We start from the raw sequence: 20,600 nt of genomic DNA, 5'->3' as shown, positions 1-20,600 counted from the left end.
ACGGTGCAGCTCCTGCTTCTCCATCTCGACGATGCATTGGAGTTGCAGCCAGACTTCGTGCGTGCCTGCAAATTCGCGGGCGCGCACCAGTATTTCGGCAAGGATGCGGGGCAGCTCGTTCGGCTGTGGGGCAAGCAGGGCGCCCTTGACGACCTCAGCCGAGAGATCGTCAGGAACGGGCCGGCGATGAGCAAGGATCCGCAGCTATGCTTCATGGGGTCCGGTGATTTCCATCACATCACGGCACTGCTGCTCGAAGGTGCGCTGGAGCGTCACCCCGGCCCGGCGACGCTGATCCATTTCGACAACCATCCGGATTGGGTGAAATTCGATGGCGGCATGCATTGCGGCTCCTGGGTCAACAGGGCGCTTGCCAATCGCAATATCCAGAAGGTCATCACGATCGGCGTCTGCAGCAGCGATCTTCGCAGCCCGGAGCGCAAGGGAGCGAACCTGCACTGGCTCGGTGAAGGCAAGCTGGAACTCTACCCTTACGAACATCCACCGAGCCGTGTGCTGGCCGATTACGGCAACGGCGCCAGCTACCAGCAGGAAAAGGGCGCGCTGCATTGGAAATCGATCGCCGAGATCGGCGAGGAGAACTTCATCGACCGCATGCTCAGCCGCATTCGCACCGAGGCCGTCTACGTCACCATCGACAAGGATGTGCTGGCGGCCGACGACGCCGTGACCAATTGGGATCAGGGCCGCATGCGGTTACCCTATCTCCTCTCCCTGATCAGCGAAATCGGCAGCCGTCACCGCATCATCGGCGCCGATGTCATCGGGGATTATTCGACCCCGAGCTATGCTGGCAGCCTGCGGACCCAGTTCATGAAGCGCGCCGAGATCTTGATCGATCAGCCGCGCATGCGTCAGGGCGCGGAAACGACGAGGAACATCAACAGCGCCGCCAACCATGCGCTGCTGGAAGTGCTGGCGGAGTATATGCAATGACCGGCAGCCTGACGTTTCCCATGCTTGGGCTCATCCTGTTTTGCGTGCTCGCGGAGACCGCCCGTGAGGTCTGCTTCAAGCAATCGGCCAGCGAGAGCGCTCTGCTTTCGGCGCTGGCCAAGCCGATCGCCTGGCTCGGCATTCTGTTCTGGGCCGTGGAGCTTTTCGCCTGGACGGCCGTTCTGGAGCGCGTCCCCTTGACCATCGCCTTCCCGCTGATGGCGCTGAGCTATGTCGTCATCGTGCTCGCCGGCGCTGTCATCTTCAAGGAAAACATCAACCTGCGCCATGCGACCGGCGTGTTTCTCGTGACCGCCGGCGTGGCTTGTGTGGGAGTTACCGGACTATGAAAATCTTTGCGCACACCCGATGGGATCTCGCGCCGGTTCTGGCGGCCGTCGCTCATCTCGCCTTCGATGTCTATCTGATCATCGGCTTCGAAAGCCGGCCGCTTTGGCTCTCGGCCGTTCTCGGCTGCCTTTATGCCGTTTCGATCTCCTGGAACATCAACAGCATATCGCACAATTTCATCCATACGCCCTATTTCAAACCGCGCTGGATGAACTACGGTTTCAGCCTGCTGGAGTCGGTCGCGATCGGCTTTTCGCAGACCTATTATCATTGGGTGCATATGCGCCATCACTCCGGCAACAGCGACCGTCCCAACGAAAAGGGCGAGACCGTCGATCTCCTGTCGATCTATCGCTATGGGCGTGACGGCGAACCGGAAAACGTCTGGTCCTACACGTTCCTCAGCTTCTTCCGCGATAGCCTCGGCGACATTCACAAGGCCATTGCCCGCAACCGTCCGTTCGATGCGGCCTGGGGCCGATTCGAGCTCTATTTCTTCCTGGGGCTTGCGGCGCTTGCGCTGCTTTACGACTGGAAGGCGGTGCTGTTCTTCGTGCCGTTCTACTATATCGGCAACTGCCTGTCGTCGCTGAACGGCTATTACGAGCATCTGAACGGCGATCCCGACGAGCCGATTGCCTGGGGCGTTTCGAGCCATAAATCCTTCTACAACTGGCTCTGGTTCGGCAACGGCTATCATGCGGAGCACCATTATCGCCCGCGTACGCATTGGACAAAGCTGCAGGCGCTGCACGAACAGATCAAGGACGAGCAGGAGAAGAACGGCACGCATGTGATCAGCACCTGCCATGCGCTTGGCTTCATGGCCAAGGAAAACCGGCCGTCGGAGCTCACTCATGAAGCATGACGAATTGAGCTTCTTCATGGAGGGCTCAAACGGTAAAGGCGTTCTTCTGATTCACGGCCTGACGGGCGCGCCGGCCGAGATGAAGCTGGTTGCCCGTCACCTCAACCGCAGGGGCTACAGCATCTATGCGCCGTTGCTCGCCGGCCATGGCGCGGATGCGAAAACGCTGCGCGGGACACGCTGGGAAGACTGGCTGGACTCCGTCGTCAGCGCATCGGAGTTTCTCGGGGCGAGAACGCAGGAGGTCTTTGCCGCCGGTATCTGCGTCGGCGGCAAGCTGGCGATGCTCGCTGCCGAACGGAAGCAGGCGATCAGTGCCGTAGCGATCTACTCTCCCTGCTTCAGTTATGACGGGTGGGATGTTCCCTTCTACTATCCGCTGCTGGCCTCCCAGATCGGCTGGCTGTCGCGCATTCCCTTCCTCGACCGACTGAGCTTCAGCGAAACGACCTCGCTCGGGATCAAGGACGAGCGCATGCGCCGGCTGATCGAAGGCATGGCGAGCGAAGGCGTGTTGGAAAAGTTCCCCGGCAAGGGCCTGGTCGAGATGCATCGGCTGGGTCAGACCCTTCGCGGCATGCTGCCGAAGATGCAGACGCCGACGCTGATCCTGCATGCCGAGGAGGACGATCTCGCCAGTCCGAAACATGCCCGTTACATTTCGGAGCATATCGGCGCTCCGCACGAGTTGAAGTGGATCACGGACAGCTATCACATGATCCATGTCGACCGGCAGCATCGCCAGGTGGCCGATTACACCGCAGATTTCTTCGAGGCGCGCCATGTCGCAGCCGCTGCTTAAAGTGATGCCGCAGCCGGCCGGCAAGCCGGTGGCCGAGGTTCATTTCAGCATCCGCGCCATCGGCCGGGATGCATGGAATGCCTGCTTCCAAGGCCAGGTCGAGGATTATGATTGCCTGCTCGCCATCGAAGAGGCTGGCCTCGAAGGCTTCGAATGGCGCTATATCACCATCGCCGAAGACGGACGGGTCAGTGCCGCTATGCCGGCCTTTCTCTGCCTCTATGCGCTCGATACGACGCTGGAGGAGGGACTTCTGCGCAGATCCGTGCGCAAGGTCCAGCGCTATTTTCCGAAGTTCCTGAAGCTGCGCCTTGCCTGCCTCGGGTCGCCGTGCACCGAAACCGGCTCGATCGGCTTTCATCCCGATGTCGAAGGCGAGCGCCGCAGCGCCTTGCTGGCGGAGTTGCTGTCCTTTTTCGAGCAGGTCGCCGCGACGGAGCATTGCGGGCTGATCGGCCTCAAGGATATTCCCGAACCGACCTCTGCCGAATTCGACGCGCTGTTCGCCGCCCGCGGCTATGCCTCGATCGGCAGCCTTCCGACGGCCTGGCTCGATATCGATTTCAAGACGATCGACGAATACCTCGCCAGGCTCTCCTCCGGCACCCGCAAGGATATGCGCCGCAAGATGAAATCCTTCGAGCAGGTGCGGGTGGAGATCCGCACGGATTTCGGCGAGTTCCTGCCTGAGGTTATGGCGCTTTATCACGACACCCGCAATCGCAGCGAATGGCAGTTCGAAGAGCTGACGCAGGACTATTTCCAGGGCATTCTCCGCGGCATGAGCGGTCGTTCCTTCTGCGCCTTTTACTTCGTCGAAGACAGACTGCTGGCCGCCAATCTGATCGTGCATGATGAGCAGGTGGCAATCGACAAGTTCTTCTGCATGGATGGAGAAAAAGGCCGGCCTTACAATCTCTATTTCCTGAGTTGGTTCACCAATCTGCGATATTGCCTGGACAACGGCCTCAGCCGCTACCAGAGCGGCCAGGCCTATTATGAGAACAAGGTGCGTCTCGGCAGCAAGCTGACCGCCAATGCGATGTATTTCCGCCATCGCAATCCCTTCCTCCAGGGATTGCTGCGGCTGGTGTCACCGATGTTCTCGACAGACGAGGCGGATGCGTGATGCCGATGCGCTTTTCCTGGCTTGCTGTGCCGGTGCTCAACACCCTGTTTCAATTCTTCATCAAGCATGGGGCGGAGCAACTTAGCGACGGCAGCATCGAGGGCTGGCTCTGGCAGGCGCTCTCGTCCTATTGGATTCTGGCGGCTATCGCCGTCGAGATCGCCTGCTTTTTCATCTGGATGAACGTGCTTGCGGAGCTCGACCTCAGCCGTGCCTTTCCACTTTCCGGCGTCAGCTATGTGCTGATCATCGCGACGGGATGGTTCGTCTTTGGCGAGCGGATCGTCGCCCTGCAGGTGATCGGCAGCGGCTTGATCCTGCTGGGGGTCTGGCTGATTGCGGGTGCCAATGTGGCGCCGGGAGAGCAGGATGACTGGCACGTCAAGCGCGATGGTCTGCGCAGTAGCGTCGGCAAGGATGGATGATGCCCGGTTCTCACGCTGAAAAACGCCCCAGGGGTAATGCTGTTTTCTCCGGCCTGGCGGACTGGTGCGTAAAGCGCGCGCTGTCGTCGATCGTCACGCGGGGCAATCTGACCGTGATGACGGCGAGCGGCCGGGTGCTGGCATTCGGTGACGGCACCGGCGAGCCTGTTCGAGTCCGCTTTGCCGACGACCGCGCGCAATGGGCATTCCTCATCGATGCCGATATGCGGCTCGGTGAGCTCTATATGGACGAGCGCTTCATCGTCGAGCGGGGCACGCTCTACGATTTTGTGGCGATGATGCTGCGCGAGGCGCAGAACAGCACTCACCCGCTGATCGCCCGCATCATCGATCATGCCCGAACGAAGCTGCGGATTTTTCGCCACCGCAATCTGCCGGGACGTTCCAAGGCCAATGTCGCCCATCACTATGATCTCGATGGCCGGCTCTATGAGCTATTTCTCGATCCGGACCGGCAATATTCCTGCGCCTATTTCGAGCATGCCGGCCAATCGCTCGATGATGCGCAGGTTGCCAAGAAGCGGCATCTCGCCGCTAAGCTCCAGATTAAGCCGAACAACAGCATCCTCGACATCGGCTGCGGCTGGGGCGGACTGGCGCTGCATATGGCCGAGCAGGCGCCGGGCGGCTATGTGCTTGGCGTCACCCTTTCCGAGGAACAGCACGACTATGCCTCGAAGCGGGTTGCCGACAAGGCCGGGGGAACGCCGGCGGAGGTTCAGTTCGCGCTGAGGGATTATCGCAGCCTCACCGGTCGCTTCGACAGGATTGTTTCCGTCGGCATGTTCGAGCATGTCGGGCTGGCGTCCTATCGCACCTTCTTCCGCAAATGCGCTGAATTGCTCGAGGATGACGGCATCATGGTGCTGCATACGATCGGCTGTTCGGCGACGCCCGGCTTCACGACGCCGTGGCTCGACAAATATATCTTTCCCGGCGGCTATATTCCGGCACTGTCCGAAATCGTGCCGGAGATCGAAGCGGCGGGGCTCGCCATCACCGATGTCGAGGTGCTCAGGCTGCATTACGCGATGACGCTGGAGCACTGGCGGGCCCGCTTCATGGCGCGCTGGGACGATGCCGTCAGGCTTTACGACGAACGCTTTTGCCGGATGTGGGAATATTATCTTTCGACGGCGGAGGCTGCCTTCCGCTATGAGGATCTCGTCGTCTTCCAGATCCAGATGACCAAGCGAAACGACATCATTCCGCTGACGCGCAACTACATTGCCGAAAGCGAAGCGCGCAGCGCCTTAGAAATTGACGTTGAAGCTTCGGTTCAGCGTGAAGCCGATGATGTTCTGATTGGGTGAGCCGAAGCGCGAGGTGATCGGGCTATCAGCGGCATCGCCGACCAGGCGATTGTATTTCTCATAGACCTGCACGTTCCATTCAGGCGAGATGGTGTAGGTCGCGGCCACCGTGAAGCCGAGCGACTTCACACCGGCGCCGGCATCGAAGGCACCGATATGGCCATGTCTTGCGGCCTCGCTCTCCGAGATGCCGAAATTGGTGCGCATATAGATGTCGTTTGCCATCGACAGGCGCGGTCCGGCCGACAAGAGCCATTTGTCGCCGACAGGCTGAAACCAGTCGAGCGCGAAATCACCGACCAGGCCGTCTCCGCCCCAAAGCGACTGGCGCAGCTCGGTGCGAAACCGCAGCTTGTTTTCCGCCAGCCAATATTGGGCAAAGCCGCCCGCATCGAAATTCCAGCGCACTTTGCGCTGGCTCTGCAGGTGCAGGTCGTTGATATCGAAACGGTCATCGCGCAGGCCCACCACGGGACCGAGTTCGAGGCCACCGAGATCGAGCAGCTGATAATCGAAATTATCATCCGGAGCGCTGTATTCCTGGGCTTCTCCGAGGCGATGAATATCGAAGGAAGGCAGGGCGCTGAAGGAATAGCGCTTCGATCCCTCATAGCTGGGGCCGTATTCCACCGTTGCCCCAAGGGTGACGACCCATGTATCGGATGAGGATTTCGCGGCGTCTTCCGCCCTGGACGATGTGGGAAAAGCGCCGGCTGCGAAGGCGGCCAGAAGCCCGATTCCAGCCAGCATCGATAAGCGGGCGGAGAAAGATGTCCCAACACTTAACACTCTGATAACACCCGATCTCTGATCGCCTTTGCCGTATTACTAGCATAGCTCAAGCTTCCGAAAACAGCAGAAAATTAACGAGTAATTATTGCGCTCAGCTTACGGCCCGAGGGCTCTTGCACCGCTTGTGCAAGCGTGGTGCAGTGCGCCTTCGACCCGCTGCTGCGTGAGCGAGAAATACGCTCTGGAATAGATGAAAAACATGTCATGAACCTGAAGCGCTTGGCGCGCCAAACGCACGACGGTCGCTCTCACCACGGTTGGAAGCGGCGAATTTATCCCTAGATAGGCTTTATCTCATTTTCCGCTTCGATCAGTGAAAGAGGCGATGTGAACGCACGACAGGCAGGTTTCAGCGCATGAAGAATCGGCCGATTGACACGTCGGGTATCCCTGGATGGTTGAACCGCTACGAGCCTTTCCTGCTGTTTATGTTCGCTGCCCTTTCGGGCGGAATTCTCCTGTTCATCTATCTGACGGGCGAGGTTCTCGAAGGAAGCACGAGGGGGTTCGACGAGGCGATATTGCTGGCGCTTCGCCAGCCTGCGAGCCTCTCCGTGCCGCTCGGGCCGGGATGGCTGACCCATGCCGTCAGAGACATCACGAGCCTCGGCGGCACAACCGTGCTCGCGCTGATGACCGCTTTGGTGACGATCTACCTGCTGCTGGACCGCCAGCGGGCGATCGCCATTTTCATCCTCGTTTCGGTGCTTGGCGGATGGGCATTGAGCACGGCCTTGAAGATCGGCGTCGCACGGCCTCGGCCCGATATCGTGCCGCATCTGGTCGAGGTGCAGGATCTGAGTTTTCCGAGCGGCCATGCGATGGTTTCGGCGGTGACCTATCTGACCCTCGCCGCGCTGATCTCAAGCACGCGCACCTATCGCTCGACGCGCGTCTTCACCGTCGCGGGCGGCATCCTGCTGACATTGATGATCGGCGCGAGCCGGGTCTATCTCGGCGTGCATTATCCGACCGACGTTCTCGGTGGCTGGTGCGCCGGCGCGACCTGGGCGCTCGGCTGCTGGATCATCGCCCGGCGCTATATATCGCCCTCGCGAAACGATGAGGGTGTGCGAAACGACGCTCCGCCGCCAGAGTGAAGGACAGTGAAGGACGGCGTCGATTCGGGCGCGCCCAGCACGGAATCAGCAATCGACCTCCAGCCGCGTCGCCACGAGCAGCGAATAATCCGTGCCCTTCGGATCGCTGAAGAACATACTTGTCAGAGCGGCCTGATTCTCCGCCATGACTTCCTTGGGATTAGGCCTGATCACCTTGCGCTTGCAGCGGCCAAAGGCCGGTCCCGATGTGCTCAAATCGTTATCGGTGGCGAAATCGACCGCTGTATAGAGCGTCTTGTCGTAAATCCCGAAGATCGTCGTTCCCTTGAGGAAGGTCTTCTGCTCCGGCTTCAGCGAAAAGGTCAGGGTCAGGGAGCCGTCCTTGTAATTCGCCTCTATCGTATCCGGCTTGGCCATCGGCACCGGTTTGCCGTTGCTGGTGACGTTCGTGTAGTAACCGTATTGCGCCAGGGAATCCCGGACCGTCTTGCCCACGGCCTTCAGCTCGCCCGGCGTCAGCGACTGGTTGTCTCCCTTGCCGTAGTCCATGAGCACGGAGGAGGTGAAGACCTCGTCGAAGCTCCAGACATTGCGCAATTCGCTGATGGAGCCGTCGGGCGCCGAGACGACCTCGAATTTGGCGTCGATGAAGATGTGCGGATGGGCCAATGCGGGAACCGGCAGAAGCGACAGCATCGCAATCGGCAGGGAAATCTTTGTTTTCATGCGAGCAATACCGCGTTCCGTCCGTCTATCCGACGCGCAGACCTGCACGTCAAATGGGACTGATTTGAGACCCTGGGCGCGTGGGCAAGGCATAGATACAAGGGAAGGAAACGGAAATAAGGAAACTTGCCTTTTCGGCAAAATACCAGCCTCGGCGTACGCCGTGACTTCATCTCATCGGAGAAAAATTTGGAAAACTGGAGCGGGCGAAGGGATTCGAACCCTCGACCCCAACCTTGGCAAGGTTGTGCTCTACCCCTGAGCTACACCCGCTCATTCCCGTCGCGATCCGGGGTAGTGTGTTGGACCGCTGGGCGTCGTCTTGCGGCGACGGGCGCTATATGGCCTAACCATTTTTCAAATGCAACAGGGAAATGACGAGTTCGCGAAGAAAAATTTCAATACCCTTGCCGCGATTGGCGGAAACCCCGGAAACGCCGGGCTTTGTCGTCTCGAAGATTGCAATGAAATTGTGGGCGACGTATCAGGGGCGAACCATTTTCGATTGCGAGACGTCATGACCGAGACCAGACCGAAAACCCGCGACGATCTTTTCCGATTCCTGGATGGGCTCGGCATTGCCCATACGACCAAGGACCACGCTCCCGTCTTCACCGTTGCCGAATCGGTGTCGCTGCGCGACGAGATTCCCGGCGGCCATACGAAGAACCTGTTCGTGAAGGACAAGAAGGACAATTTCTTCCTGCTGACCGTCGAGGAAAACGCGACCGTCGATCTGAAGACCGTGCACACGCTGATCGGTGCAGCGAGCAAGGTCTCCTTCGGCAAGCCGGAAAAGCTGATGGAATATCTCGGCGTCATTCCCGGTTCGGTCACTGCTTTCGGAGCGATCAACGACGCGGGCAAGAATGTCACCTTCGTCCTCGATGCCGATCTGATGGCGCATGACATCGTCAATTGCCATCCGCTGTCGAACGATGCGACGACATCGATCGGCAGCGGCGACCTCCTGCGCTTCATGGAGGCGACGGGTCATGCGCCGCTAGTCTTGAAAGTCACGAGCTAACGTACGATTTTAGCGCTAAGATATGGCAGGCGGTTTCTCTTCGAGCTGTCCGCGTGCTTTGAACATTTCATTCGGCGTGCTGCCAGACGAATTTCATAGGTTCGTTTGGAAATCATGCTCCTCATAAAATCAAGGATGCCGGCAGGCGGGAGACACTCATGAGCGGTTCGAACAATCCCTACAACGCTTCCTTCGGCGGACAGATGTCGGCCACGGCATCCTACGGCGGCGCGCCGGCTGCGGGCACCGCCTCGCCGATCAAGGATACGACGACTGCCAACTTCGCCAAGGATGTTATCGAAGAGTCGCGCAAGCAGCCGGTGCTGGTCGATTTCTGGGCGCCGTGGTGCGGCCCGTGCAAGCAGCTGACGCCGGTTCTCGAAAAGGTGGTCACGGAAGCCCAGGGCCGCGTCAAGCTGGTCAAAATGAACATCGATGACCATCCGTCGATCGCCGGCCAGCTCGGCATCCAGTCGATCCCGGCCGTCATCGCCTTTGTCGATGGCCGCCCGGCCGATGGCTTCATGGGTGCGGTTCCCGAGAGCCAGGTCCGCCAGTTCATCGATCGTCTCGGCGGTCCTGCCGGCGGTGCGGACGATCAGGCGGCTGAAATTGCCGCCGTTCTCGAAGAGGCAAGTGGTCTGCTGGCCGCCGGTGACGTCAATGGCGCTGCCGAACTCTTCGGTGCGGTGCTGCAGGCCGACCCCGAAAATGCCAAAGCGCTCGCCGGCATGGCGGAATGCATGATCGCCGCCGGCCAGAGCCAGCGCGCCCGCGAGGCGCTTGCCGACCTGCCGGAAACGCTCGCCAACGATGCCGGCATCCTGGCCGTGGTCAAGAAGCTCGACCAGATCGACGAGGCCCGCAAGCTCGGCGATCCCGTTGCGATCGAGCGAGAACTGGCCGCCAATCCCGACAATCATGAGCAGCGCATCAAGCTCGCCAAGATCCGCAATGTCGAAGGCAAGCGGGAAGAGGCGGCCGATCACCTTCTGACCGTCATGCGTAAGGACCGCAGCTACGATGATGATGGCGCACGCCGCCAGCTCCTGGAGTTTTTCGAAGTGTGGGGGCCGAAGGATGCGGCCACGATCGCGGCTCGCCGTAAGCTGTCTTCGATCCTTTTCTCCTGATGGCCGCGACGGTCGCGCGAGGACGGTCGCGCGAAACCTTTCGCGCGGTCGTTTGTTAGACGAAGGCGACCGGGAGACGCAGCCGGTCGCACGGCGGCTAGAATGTCCTTGTGTTTTCGGCAGATGAGCCCACATTGTCTGATAACGCGGCGCGGGATGGCGCGACCGCGAGTGTGTCGTTCCTGTGCGGCCCACTGCGGCCGGCAGCGCAGTGATCTAGCGGGATGGAAGAGATGCAAGTCGGTAATGCCAGATATTTGAAGCCGGGCGATCTACCTGAATCGGTGGCTATATTTCCGCTTTCCGGCGCGCTTTTGCTGCCAGGTGCGCAGCTTCCCCTCAATGTCTTCGAGCCGCGCTATCTTGCCATGTTCGATGACGCCATCGCCGGCAACAGGCTGATCGGCATCGTGCAGCCCGCTCTTTCCGAACCGGCCGAATCCACCAATCTCTCGCATGTCGGTTGTCTCGGGCGCATCACGTCCATCGCCGAGACCGGAGACGGGCGCTACATCGCCGCGCTGACCGGCATATGCCGCTTCCGGCTGATGGATGAAATCACCGGACATCAGCCCTATCGCACATTCCGCATCACGCCCTTCATCTCCGACCTCAAGTCCCATCATGAGGAAGGCACGGTCGATCGCGCGGCGCTGCTTTCGGCTTTCCGCGCCTATCTAGAGGCCAACAAGCTCGAAGCGGATTGGGAAAGCGTTGAGCGTGCCGACAACATGATGCTGGTCAATTCGCTGTCGATCATGGCGCCCTTCGATCCGGCCGAGAAGCAGGCTCTTCTGGAGGCGCCTGATCTGAAGACCCGCGCCGAAACCTTCATCGCCATCGTCAAGATCGTGCTGGCCGGCGCCGGCGACACCGATTCCATGATGCAATAGGAGCCTGCCGATGGATGTCACGGTCAGCAAGGTGGATCCGAAACTGCTCGACCTGCTCGTCTGCCCGCTCACCAAGGGGCGGTTGAGCTATGACCGGGAAAAGAACGAACTGGTCTCGGAAACGGGACGCCTCGCCTATCCGATCCGCGACGGCATTCCGATCATGCTGATCTCGGAAGCAAGACGAATCGAGGATTGAGGTCTATTTCTTTCGGGATTGTGGATTAGAGGCCGGCCGTTCCTCTCAGGGATCAATGGAATGGCAGCTTTGCGCCTTCACCATGTCGGCCGTTCAAACACTATGGTCAGTGTCCTAAAAGCTGCCATCGAGCTGAGCGCCATAAAACTCAAAGACGACAGCAACGCCAGCCTAAAGTTACCTAAAGGCGAGAAGCCGAAAAACGAACCTATAATAAGCACTTCGAAAGCTGGTGGTACTTCCGACATTAAATGGACGGACATCCCCCGCTCTTAATTCCTAGATGTTGAAGCCGAGACGCCGAGCCATTTCGGCCGGTGGAGTAATCGGCCACCGCAACGAAAAATTTAAGCGCGACAAATTGCGTCTTTCACTACGCACCAAGCAAATTGTCACTATCGGAGCACCCTCCGGGAACGCTCCACGGACCAGCACCAACAGGTGTCACCCGGCACTGCCGGGTGACAGATCGTCCGGCCGACGCTGGGTGACGCCCGCGGTCCGGTCGATGTGGTTAAGACTTGATGAACGAGAGCAGGTCGGGGTTGAGGACATCCGCATGCGTGGTCAACATACCATGGGGGTAGCCCGGATAGGTTTTCAGCGACCCGTTCTCGAGCAGGTCGACCGCACGCGGCACGGAACTTGCAAACGGGACGACTTGATCGGCCTCGCCATGCATTACCAGCACCGGCACGGTGATTTTCTTGAGGTCTTCGGTATAATCCTCCAGCCAAGAGTCGACGGTTGCGTAATGAGCGAGGGCACCGCCGGCCATGCCTTGGCGCCACCAGTTCGCAATGATCGCCTCCGAAGGGTTCGCCCCATCGAGGTTGTAGCCGTAGAACGGGTTCTCAGGGACGAAACGGTAGAATTCCGACCGGTTGCCCAGCACGCCCGCGCGGATCACCTCGAACCACTCCGGCGACTGACCGGACGGGTTTTCCTCGCTCCGGTACATGTTCGGCGTCAGGGAAGCGACCAGTACCGCCTTCGCGACGCGCTCTGGGTGGCGCGCGACATAGCGAGCTACCTCACCGCCACCTGTGGAGTGGCCGATGTGGATTGCGTCGCGTAGGTTGAGGTGCTCGGTCAGGGCCGCGAGGTCGGCAACCCAGTGGTCCATGTCGTTGCCGGTGGCGGGCTGGTCGGACCGGCCATGGCCGCGCCGGTCGTGGGCGATCACCCGGTAGCCGTGGCGAAGGAAGAAGGTCATCTGGGCGTCCCAGTCGTCCGCCGACAGCGGCCAGCCGTGGCTGAAAACGATCGGCTGGCCCGAGCCCCAGTCCTTGTAGAAGATGTTTACGCCGTCCGCGGTAGTAATTGTAGGCATCGGTCGCTCCTTCTTCGATTGGACACAGTTACTTGGGAAATACCTCCGGTGAGGCGCGTTTGATCATACCCCAATTTTGGACACTAAATCTCCCTTTTATCAGGGACAAATACCTTGTACGTTCGAGCTATGCCCTAAAGGTATAGCGAGGACCCCGGTGGAACTGAGGCATTTGCGTTTTTTTATTGCTGTTGCGGAGGAGGGATGGAGAAACTTACTGACCGCAGCCATAATTGGCCGTACGCCGCAGCGACTTCTACCAACACGTTGTTCACTGTAGGTCGACTGCGGAGCGGCCGCTAATCGCAGATGTACGCTGAAACGGGGCCGTCTGATGCCCGCCCCTTGGCAGACATCTGCGACGAATTACACCCCTTCCAATTTCCCGCGCTCAAATCGCCTCGCCAGCCAGCAGCCGCGGATTGTGCTTTGCCGTGGTGCCAGCCGCCTGGCCGATGAAGAAGGATTTGAGGTTCGGCAGGCGGTCGACGATCCCTAGCCCGAAGTCGCGGGCGATGCGAAGCGGCGAGATATCGTTGGAGAACAGCCGGTTCAGCACGTCGGTTGTCACCCCCATGCGGAAGGTGTCGAAGCGACGCCAGGTCTGGTAGCGCTCGAGGATATTGATCGAGCCGATATCGAGGCCGAGACGGTCGGCCTCGACGATGGTTTCGGCCAGGGCCGCCACATCCTTGAAACCAAGATTGAGTCCCTGGCCGGAGATCGGATGGATGCCGTGGGCGGCGTCGCCCGCCAGCGCGAAGCGCGGCGCGACGAAGGCGCGGGCAAGCGTCAGGCCGAGCGGGAAGGCGCGGCGCTCGCCGACCGCGCGCAGCGCACCGAGCTTATGGCCGAAGCGGCGCTCCAGTTCCTCTTCGAAGAGCAGGTCGTCGGAGGCGACCAGCCGCTCGGCGTCGGAGGTGCGCTCCGTCCAGACGAGCGAGGAGCGGTTGTTCTTCAGCGGCAGGATGGCGAAGGGGCCGGAGGGAAGGAAATGCTCCTCGGCGCAGCCGCCATGCGGCCGCTCATGCTCAACGGTGACGACGATGCCGGACTGGCCGTACTCCCAATTGACCGTCTTGATGCCAGCCATGTCGCGCAGCTTGGAGCGCACGCCGTCACAGGCGACCAGGAGCCGCGTTTCCAGCGTGCTGCCATCCGAGAGGGTGAGGGTGGTCTTGGCATCGTCTGTGACGAAGCCGGTGGCGCTGAGCCCATGCTTGATCGTGATGCCGAGACGCTCGCAGGCGCCGCGGAGCGCCCCGACCATGGTCAGGTTCGGCACCATATGGGCGAAGGGCTGGCCTTCGGCGACTTCGCTGTCGAAGGTGAGGAAGACCGGGCGGACCGGGTCGCTGGTGCGCGAATCGGTGACGATCATGCGGGTGATCGGCTCGGCCTCCGGCGCGATCTCGTTCCAGACGCCGAGGACTTCAAGCATCTTCGAGGCAGCCGCGATGATCGCCGAGGCCCGCATATCCTTCTTCCAGGCGGTTTCGGGGGCCGCTTCCACGATCATGACCTCGAGGTGTGGCGCTGCCTGCTTGACTGCGACCGCTGCGGCAAGACCTACATATCCGCCACCCACTACCAGCATGTCCAACATAACGCTTCCCCGTGTCTTACTGTCACTTCCTGCTCTATATAGAACATCCCGTTCGTGGTTCCTACCATTGGAGTTCAAGCAAAATGTCGCGAGAGACCGAGAAGCCCACCCCGATGGAAACCGTGCTTGCGACGCTCGATCTGGAAACGATCGAGATGAACCTGTTTCGCGGCAACAGCCCGCAGGTCGGCTGGCAGCGCGTTTTCGGCGGGCAGGTCATCGGCCAGGCGCTGATGGCGGCGCAGAGGACCGTGGATGGCGATCGCTTCGCGCATTCGCTGCATGCCTATTTCATGCTGCCGGGCGACCCTTCCGTTCCGATCCTCTATCAGGTCGACCGCCTGCGCGATGGTTCGAGCTTCAATACGCGGCGCGTGCTAGCCGTCCAACATGGTAAGGCGATCTTTGCGCTGACCGCATCCTTCCAGGTCGATGAGCCCGGCTTCGATCATCAGGGCGGCATGCCTGACGTGCCGATGCCGGAGGAGCTGATGGACGAGGAGCAGGTGAAACAGCGCTATCTCGCGCATGCGCCCGAGAATGTGCGCCGCTACTGGGAGCGCAAGCGGGCGATCGAGATTCGGCCCGTCTCGATCGAGAGCTATTTCTCGCGCGCGCAGCCAAGCCAGCGGCAGAATATCTGGATCCGTCTGACCGGGCCTGTTCCCGACGACCGGCTCTACCGGAACGCCGTGCTCGCCTATCTCTCCGACATGACGCTGCTCGATGTCTCCCTGAATGCGCATGGCACGTCGGTTCTCGACCCGAACGTCCAGGTGGCGAGCCTCGACCACGCCATGTGGTTCCATCGTCCGTTCCAGCTCGATGACTGGCTGCTCTACAGCCAGGAAAGCCCCAGCGCATCCGGCGCGCGCGGCTTTACCCGCGGCAGTCTGTTTACGCGATCCGGTGTTCTGATTGCGTCCGTGGCGCAGGAAGGCCTGATTCGTAAAAAGGCAAATGATTAAATAAAGTGCAAATTTATAAATTTGCACTTTATTTGCGCAACCCGCGCGGCATAAATTGCCGCTTTATTGGCTTTGTGCGATAAATCCTTTAAATTTCAATAAGTTATAAATGTGTCACGAATCTGGCACGTCCTTTGAATGTGTATGGCCAGTCGCTGCAGAAACACTCGTCGGCGGCAAGGAGAGTCGGCTCCGTGCCGAGGGTAAACAAAGGATGGGAAACCAGATGAAAATTGTGATGGCCATTATCAAGCCGTTCAAGCTCGATGAGGTCCGTGAGGCCCTCACGGCTGTCGGCATCCAGGGCCTGACTGTGACCGAAGTGAAGGGCTACGGGCGCCAGAAGGGGCACACTGAAATCTATCGCGGCACCGAATATGCCGTCAGCTTCCTGCCGAAGCTGAAGATCGAAGTCGCAGTCGCATCCGAAATCGTCGACAAGGCCGTCGAGGCAATCGCGTCTGCCGCCAAGACCGGCCAGATCGGCGACGGCAAGATCTTTGTCTATTCCATTGACCATGCCGTGCGCATCCGTACTGGCGAAACCGATTCAGAAGCGCTGTAAGACACGGCCGATCAGGGAGTTATTTGCATGTCATTTTCCAAGCTTTCCTCCACCTTTGCACGGGTGGGCGCGCTTTCTGCGGCGCTGCTTGCGCCGGCGATCGCTCTCGCGCAGGAGGCCGCGCCGGCCGCCGCCGCTGCGACCGCTGCAGCTCCGGTTCCGGACAAGGGCGATACCGCCTTCATGTTCATCTCCACCATTCTCGTGCTCTTCATGCTCGTGCCGGGTCTTGCGCTGTTCTACGGCGGTCTCGTCCGCGCCAAGAACATGCTCTCGGTTCTGATGCAGTGCACGATGATCGGCGCGGTCGTGATGATCCTCTGGGTTCTCTACGGCTATTCTTTCGCCTTCGGCGGCGGCACCAGCCCCTATTGGGGCGGCACGGCCAAGATGTTCCTCTCGGGCGTTTCGACCTCGACGACGGCTGCAACCTTCTCCAAGGGCGTGGTCATCCCTGAATTCATCTTCATGCTGTTCCAGATGACCTTTGCCGCCATCACGCCGGCCCTGATCATCGGCGCCTTTGCCGAGCGCATCAAGTTCGGCGCGGCCGTGCTCTTCTGCGCGCTGTGGGCGACCTTCGTCTACTTCCCGATCGCTCACATGGTCTGGGATTCCAACGGCATGCTCTTCAAGATGGGCGCTCTCGACTTCGCTGGCGGTACCGTCGTTCACATCAATGCCGGTGTCGCGGGCATCGTCGGCGCCATTCTCGTCGGCAAGCGCGTCGGTTTCGGCAAGGACATGATGGCTCCGCATTCCATGACGCTGACCATGGTCGGCGCATCCATGCTCTGGGTTGGCTGGTTCGGCTTTAATGCCGGTTCGAACCTTGAAGCATCCGGCGGCGCAATGCTCGCAACCGTCAACACCTTCATCGCAACGGCAGCCGCCATCATCTCCTGGTCGCTGGTTGAAACCTTCACCCGCGGCAAGGCTTCCATGCTCGGCGGCGCCTCGGGCATGGTCGCCGGTCTCGTCGCCATCACGCCTGCCGCCGGTATCGCCGGCCCGATGGGCGCGATCGTCATGGGCCTCATTGTTTCGCCGCTGTGCTACTTCTTCGTCTCGGTCGTGAAGAACAAGTTCGGCTACGACGATACGGCCGACGTCTTCGGCGTACACTGCATCGGCGGTATCTTTGGCGCCATTGCAACCGGCATCTTCGCCAGCGCCTCGCTCGGCGGTGTCGGCTATGCCGAAGGCGTCACCATGAGCAGCCAGGTCGTCGTGCAGCTGACCGCCGTCGTCACCACCATCCTGTGGTGCGGCATCGGCTCCGCCATCCTCTACAAGGTCGTCGACGTCATCATCGGCCTGCGGGTTGCTCCGGAAGCCGAGCGCGAAGGTCTCGACCTCGCCTCCCACGGCGAAGCCGCATACCACAATTCCTGATTGGAGCTTGCGATGCCGGGGCAAGACCTCCGGCATCGCTGAACGTCCCGTCGCGACCTGTTTCATTGCAAATAGGCCGCTTTTGGCCCGAACCCCGGTTCGGGCCCTTTTTGTTTGTACAACTGAGCGGGCTGTAAAATCGGCGATTCGTGGGGCTGCGGCGCATGGTTAACATGCCATTAACCCTCCTCTGATTAGGTAGGGCTAACCTGCCGGCGAGTGGGCATAGACCGATTCGCTTGCGCTATCGACAAGGAACGGGGCTGGATATCATGGGCAGAAGCAATTCGGCGGCGTTGAGCGGTCGGCCAGACCGTTTATCGCTATCGAGTGTCGTTTGGCGTCAAGTCAAGGGCCTGACGGGCTTCGCATTGCTGTTCCTGTTGGCGCTCGCCGTGGCAGCGCTGGCGACGTGGAACGTCATGGATCCCAGCTATTCCTACGCAACGGCCAATGCGCCGACCAATCTTCTCGGTTTTCCTGGTGCTGCCTTTGCCGACATCATGATGCAGTCGCTCGGCCTTGCCTCGGTGCTGGCGCTGCTGCCGATCGTCGCCTGGGCCTTCGCTTTGATTTCCAATCGCAAGCTTCATCGCGTACCCTCGCGGCTCGGCGCCTGGTTCGGCGGCTGCATTGTTGCGGCCGGCTCCATCGCCTGCTTTCCGGCGCCGCCGACCTGGCCGATCCCGAACGGCATCGGCGGCGTGGTCGGCGACCTTCTCCTGCGCTTTCCCGCCTTGTTCATCGGCACCTATCCGAGCGGCGTCGTCGCCACCATCATCGGCTCGCTTCTCGCCATTCCGGCCATCTGGCTCATGCTCTTTGCCTCCGGCGTGATCGGCGAAAGCCTGGTCGAGGATGAGGAGGGCGACGAGGATTACGAAGAAACGCGCAGCCGCGCCCGCCGGGTGGGCGATGAAGACGAGGATGACGACCGCGGCGGTTTCCTTGGCAATTTCCTCGCCTTCGGTGCCGTCATGCATGCATGGTACAATGCCCAGGCCCGCCTTCGCCGTCTGTTCGGCATGGGTCCGCGCAAGCGTCGCGACCACGCCTTCGATGCGCCTTATGATTTCAACGACGACGAATTCGGCACCCTGAACGAACCCGTGCGCGCCAAGGCGCCGGTTGCCCGCGGCGATCGCCTTGAGCCGTCCATGGATGGTCCAGCAGCACGCCGGGTCGTATCCGCGCCGTCGATCAGCCTCGGCGATGATGAGGATGAGGACGATGATTCGATCTATGATCGTGATCCGCCGCGTCCGGCCGGCATCCTGCCCGATGACGATGACGAGGACTGGCCGTTGACCCCGGCCTCACCGAGGGGAGCTGCTGCCGGCCACCGCGTCACGCCGGCCGCGCCGCGCCCGAAGCCCGGCGCGCGGGCCGAGCGCGAGGCACAGACCTCCTTCATCCGCCCCTATGGCTTCCAGCTTCCGGCCGTCCATCTGCTCGCCGAGCCGAAGGCGGTCGCCCGCGATGCGACGCTCTCCGCCGATGCGCTGGAGCAGAATGCCCGCATGCTCGAAGGGGTGCTGGAGGATTTCGGCGTCAAAGGCGAAATTATCCATGTCCGTCCCGGCCCCGTCGTAACACTTTACGAGCTGGAGCCGGCGCCCGGCATCAAGTCGTCTCGCGTCATCGGCCTTGCCGACGATATCGCCCGCTCGATGAGCGCGATCGCCGCCCGCGTCGCCGTCGTTCCCGGTCGCAATGCGATCGGCATCGAGCTGCCGAATTCGACGCGCGAGACGGTCTATCTGCGCGAGCTCATCGCCAGCCGCGATTTCGAGACCTCCAAGGCCAAGCTTGCCATGTCGCTCGGCAAGACGATCGGCGGCGAGCCCGTGATTGCCGATCTCGCCAAGATGCCGCATCTGCTTGTTGCCGGCACCACCGGCTCGGGTAAATCCGTTGCCATCAATACCATGATCCTGTCGCTGCTCTACCGCATGACGCCCGAGCAATGCCGCCTGATCATGATCGATCCCAAGATGCTCGAACTCTCCGTCTATGACGGTATCCCGCACCTCCTGTCGCCTGTCGTCACCGACCCCAAGAAGGCTGTCGTCGCGCTCAAATGGACCGTCCGCGAGATGGAAGAGCGCTATAAGAAGATGTCGAAGATCGGCGTGCGCAACATCGACGGCTTCAACAGCCGCGTCGAGCAGGCCGTCGCCAAGGGCGAGGCGATCAGCCGCACGGTGCAGACCGGCTTCGACCGCCAAACCGGCGAGGCGATCTATGAGACGGAAGAATTCGACCTGAAGCCGATGCCCTATATCGTCGTCATCATCGACGAGATGGCCGATCTGATGATGGTCGCCGGCAAGGATATCGAAGGCGCGGTGCAGCGCTTGGCGCAGATGGCGCGTGCCGCCGGCATCCACGTCATCATGGCGACGCAGCGTCCCTCCGTCGACGTCATCACCGGCACGATCAAGGCGAACTTCCCGACCCGCATTTCCTTCCAGGTGACCTCGAAGATCGACAGCCGCACCATTCTCGGCGAACAGGGAGCGGAACAGCTGCTCGGCATGGGCGACATGCTCTACATGGCCGGCGGCGGACGCATCCAGCGCGTCCACGGCCCCTTCGTCTCCGATGGCGAGGTGGAAGATATCGTCGCCTATCTGAAGACGCAGGGCGCACCGCAATATCTCGATGCGATCACTGCCGATGACGACGAGGATGACGATGACGGCCATGGTCCGGCGGGCACATCCAATCTTGCCGATTCGGAAGACCCCTACGATCAGGCGGTCGCGATTGTTCTCAACGACGGCAAGGCTTCGACCTCATACATCCAGCGCCGTCTCGGCATCGGCTACAACCGTGCCGCCTCGCTTATCGAGCGGATGGAGGAGGAGGGCGTGATCGGCCCGGCCAATCATGCCGGCAAGCGCGAGATTCTCGTTCCCACTAAAGCCGATATTCTGGATCGCTGAGGGCCGCAGGCCCTTTCCGCGTCGCATATCCGGGCTATGCTCAGGAAAATTTGATTGTGGCCCAACAACCGCACATGGGCCGCCGCGC

General features: G+C 60.7%; 21 protein-coding genes and 1 tRNA gene. 17 read left to right on the top strand and 5 right to left on the bottom strand.

Features of this window, described 5'->3' with window-relative positions; genetic code table 11:
* Positions 1-3: 3 nt before the first annotated feature.
* The 7 genes from DQ393_RS09315 to DQ393_RS09285 are packed head-to-tail and all read left to right on the top strand — an operon-like array spanning position 4 to position 5,866.
* Positions 4-957, top strand: coding sequence for an arginase family protein (locus DQ393_RS09315; RefSeq protein ID WP_112341454.1), 954 nt, complete (start codon positions 4-6; stop codon positions 955-957).
* A complete protein-coding gene (locus tag DQ393_RS09310) occupies positions 954-1,307 on the top strand; it encodes an EamA family transporter (RefSeq protein ID WP_112341453.1) in 354 nt (117 codons plus the stop codon). The genes DQ393_RS09315 and DQ393_RS09310 overlap by 4 nt, the downstream gene beginning before the upstream one ends.
* Positions 1,304-2,176 carry a fatty acid desaturase family protein gene (locus tag DQ393_RS09305; protein WP_112341452.1) on the top strand — a complete coding sequence of 291 codons (873 nt, stop codon included), beginning with the start codon at positions 1,304-1,306 and terminating at the stop codon, positions 2,174-2,176. The genes DQ393_RS09310 and DQ393_RS09305 overlap by 4 nt, the downstream gene beginning before the upstream one ends.
* Positions 2,166-2,978: an alpha/beta hydrolase gene (locus DQ393_RS09300; RefSeq protein ID WP_112341451.1), complete on the top strand. Its 813-nt coding sequence runs from the start codon at positions 2,166-2,168 to the stop codon at positions 2,976-2,978. Before DQ393_RS09305 ends, DQ393_RS09300 begins: the two co-directional genes overlap by 11 nt.
* Positions 2,959-4,107 (top strand): GNAT family N-acetyltransferase, encoded by a 1,149-nt coding sequence (locus DQ393_RS09295; RefSeq protein ID WP_112341450.1) that lies wholly within the window; start codon positions 2,959-2,961, stop codon positions 4,105-4,107. The genes DQ393_RS09300 and DQ393_RS09295 overlap by 20 nt, the downstream gene beginning before the upstream one ends.
* Positions 4,107-4,532, top strand: a complete 426-nt coding sequence (locus tag DQ393_RS09290; protein ID WP_181592304.1) for an EamA family transporter — start codon at positions 4,107-4,109, stop codon at positions 4,530-4,532. The genes DQ393_RS09295 and DQ393_RS09290 overlap by 1 nt, the downstream gene beginning before the upstream one ends.
* Positions 4,532-5,866: an SAM-dependent methyltransferase gene (locus DQ393_RS09285; RefSeq protein WP_112341448.1), complete on the top strand. Its 1,335-nt coding sequence runs from the start codon at positions 4,532-4,534 to the stop codon at positions 5,864-5,866. Before DQ393_RS09290 ends, DQ393_RS09285 begins: the two co-directional genes overlap by 1 nt.
* Here the strand turns inward: DQ393_RS09285 and DQ393_RS09280 are convergent.
* Positions 5,807-6,616, bottom strand: coding sequence for a MipA/OmpV family protein (locus DQ393_RS09280; protein ID WP_169645183.1), 810 nt, complete (start codon positions 6,614-6,616; stop codon positions 5,807-5,809). The two genes, DQ393_RS09285 and DQ393_RS09280, sit on opposite strands and share 60 nt — an antisense overlap.
* 398 nt (positions 6,617-7,014) lie before the next feature.
* Between DQ393_RS09280 and DQ393_RS09275 the strand changes: the two genes are divergently transcribed.
* The gene (locus DQ393_RS09275) at positions 7,015-7,758 is read left to right on the top strand and encodes a phosphatase PAP2 family protein (RefSeq protein WP_112341446.1); all 744 of its coding nucleotides are present in this window, start codon (positions 7,015-7,017) and stop codon (positions 7,756-7,758) included.
* Positions 7,759-7,803: 45 nt separating this feature from the next.
* Here the strand turns inward: DQ393_RS09275 and DQ393_RS09270 are convergent, their stop codons facing one another.
* Entirely contained in the window at positions 7,804-8,445 is a 642-nt protein-coding gene (locus DQ393_RS09270; protein ID WP_112341445.1) for a DUF1007 family protein, read from the bottom strand.
* A 198-nt stretch (positions 8,446-8,643) separates the two neighbouring features.
* Positions 8,644-8,718, bottom strand: a tRNA-Gly gene (locus tag DQ393_RS09265).
* Between the two features lie 244 nt (positions 8,719-8,962).
* On the opposite strand from DQ393_RS09265, the gene DQ393_RS09260 reads away from it, so the two are divergent.
* The 5 genes from DQ393_RS09260 (at position 8,963) to DQ393_RS09240 (ending at position 11,973) form a co-directional block, all read left to right on the top strand.
* Positions 8,963-9,472 (top strand): prolyl-tRNA synthetase associated domain-containing protein, encoded by a 510-nt coding sequence (locus DQ393_RS09260; protein WP_112341724.1) that lies wholly within the window; start codon positions 8,963-8,965, stop codon positions 9,470-9,472.
* A gap of 158 nt (positions 9,473-9,630) precedes the next feature.
* Complete coding sequence (gene trxA, locus DQ393_RS09255) at positions 9,631-10,605, top strand: thioredoxin (RefSeq protein ID WP_112341444.1); 975 nt, start codon at positions 9,631-9,633, stop codon at positions 10,603-10,605.
* Between the two features lie 233 nt (positions 10,606-10,838).
* Positions 10,839-11,498, top strand: coding sequence for an LON peptidase substrate-binding domain-containing protein (locus tag DQ393_RS09250; protein WP_112341443.1), 660 nt, complete (start codon positions 10,839-10,841; stop codon positions 11,496-11,498).
* Positions 11,499-11,508: 10 nt separating this feature from the next.
* Positions 11,509-11,697, top strand: a complete 189-nt coding sequence (locus DQ393_RS09245) for a Trm112 family protein (protein WP_112341442.1) — start codon at positions 11,509-11,511, stop codon at positions 11,695-11,697.
* Between the two features lie 60 nt (positions 11,698-11,757).
* The gene (locus DQ393_RS09240) at positions 11,758-11,973 is read left to right on the top strand and encodes a hypothetical protein (protein WP_112341441.1); all 216 of its coding nucleotides are present in this window, start codon (positions 11,758-11,760) and stop codon (positions 11,971-11,973) included.
* 238 nt (positions 11,974-12,211) lie between these two features.
* Here the strand turns inward: DQ393_RS09240 and DQ393_RS09235 are convergent, their stop codons facing one another.
* Complete coding sequence (locus DQ393_RS09235) at positions 12,212-13,030, bottom strand: alpha/beta fold hydrolase (protein WP_112341440.1); 819 nt, start codon at positions 13,028-13,030, stop codon at positions 12,212-12,214.
* 391 nt (positions 13,031-13,421) lie between these two features.
* Positions 13,422-14,636 carry a ubiquinone biosynthesis hydroxylase gene (locus DQ393_RS09230; protein ID WP_112341439.1) on the bottom strand — a complete coding sequence of 405 codons (1,215 nt, stop codon included), beginning with the start codon at positions 14,634-14,636 and terminating at the stop codon, positions 13,422-13,424.
* Positions 14,637-14,719: 83 nt separating this feature from the next.
* Here DQ393_RS09230 and tesB point away from each other — a divergent pair, with 83 nt between their 5' ends.
* From tesB to DQ393_RS09210, 4 genes are all read left to right on the top strand, one after another.
* Positions 14,720-15,604, top strand: a complete 885-nt coding sequence (gene tesB, locus DQ393_RS09225) for an acyl-CoA thioesterase II (RefSeq protein WP_162736950.1) — start codon at positions 14,720-14,722, stop codon at positions 15,602-15,604.
* 214 nt (positions 15,605-15,818) lie between these two features.
* Entirely contained in the window at positions 15,819-16,169 is a 351-nt protein-coding gene (locus DQ393_RS09220; RefSeq protein WP_034509110.1) for a P-II family nitrogen regulator, read from the top strand.
* 27 nt (positions 16,170-16,196) lie between these two features.
* Entirely contained in the window at positions 16,197-17,564 is a 1,368-nt protein-coding gene (locus DQ393_RS09215; protein WP_112341438.1) for an ammonium transporter, read from the top strand.
* A 272-nt stretch (positions 17,565-17,836) separates the two neighbouring features.
* Positions 17,837-20,512 (top strand): FtsK/SpoIIIE family DNA translocase, encoded by a 2,676-nt coding sequence (locus DQ393_RS09210; RefSeq protein ID WP_112341437.1) that lies wholly within the window; start codon positions 17,837-17,839, stop codon positions 20,510-20,512.
* Positions 20,513-20,600 lie beyond the last annotated feature (88 nt).

Origin of the sequence: Martinezella tropici (assembly GCF_003287875.1) — a bacterium.
Lineage (GTDB): Bacteria > Pseudomonadota > Alphaproteobacteria > Rhizobiales > Rhizobiaceae > Rhizobium > Rhizobium tropici_C.
This window is presented reverse-complemented; position numbering and strand designations above follow the sequence as displayed.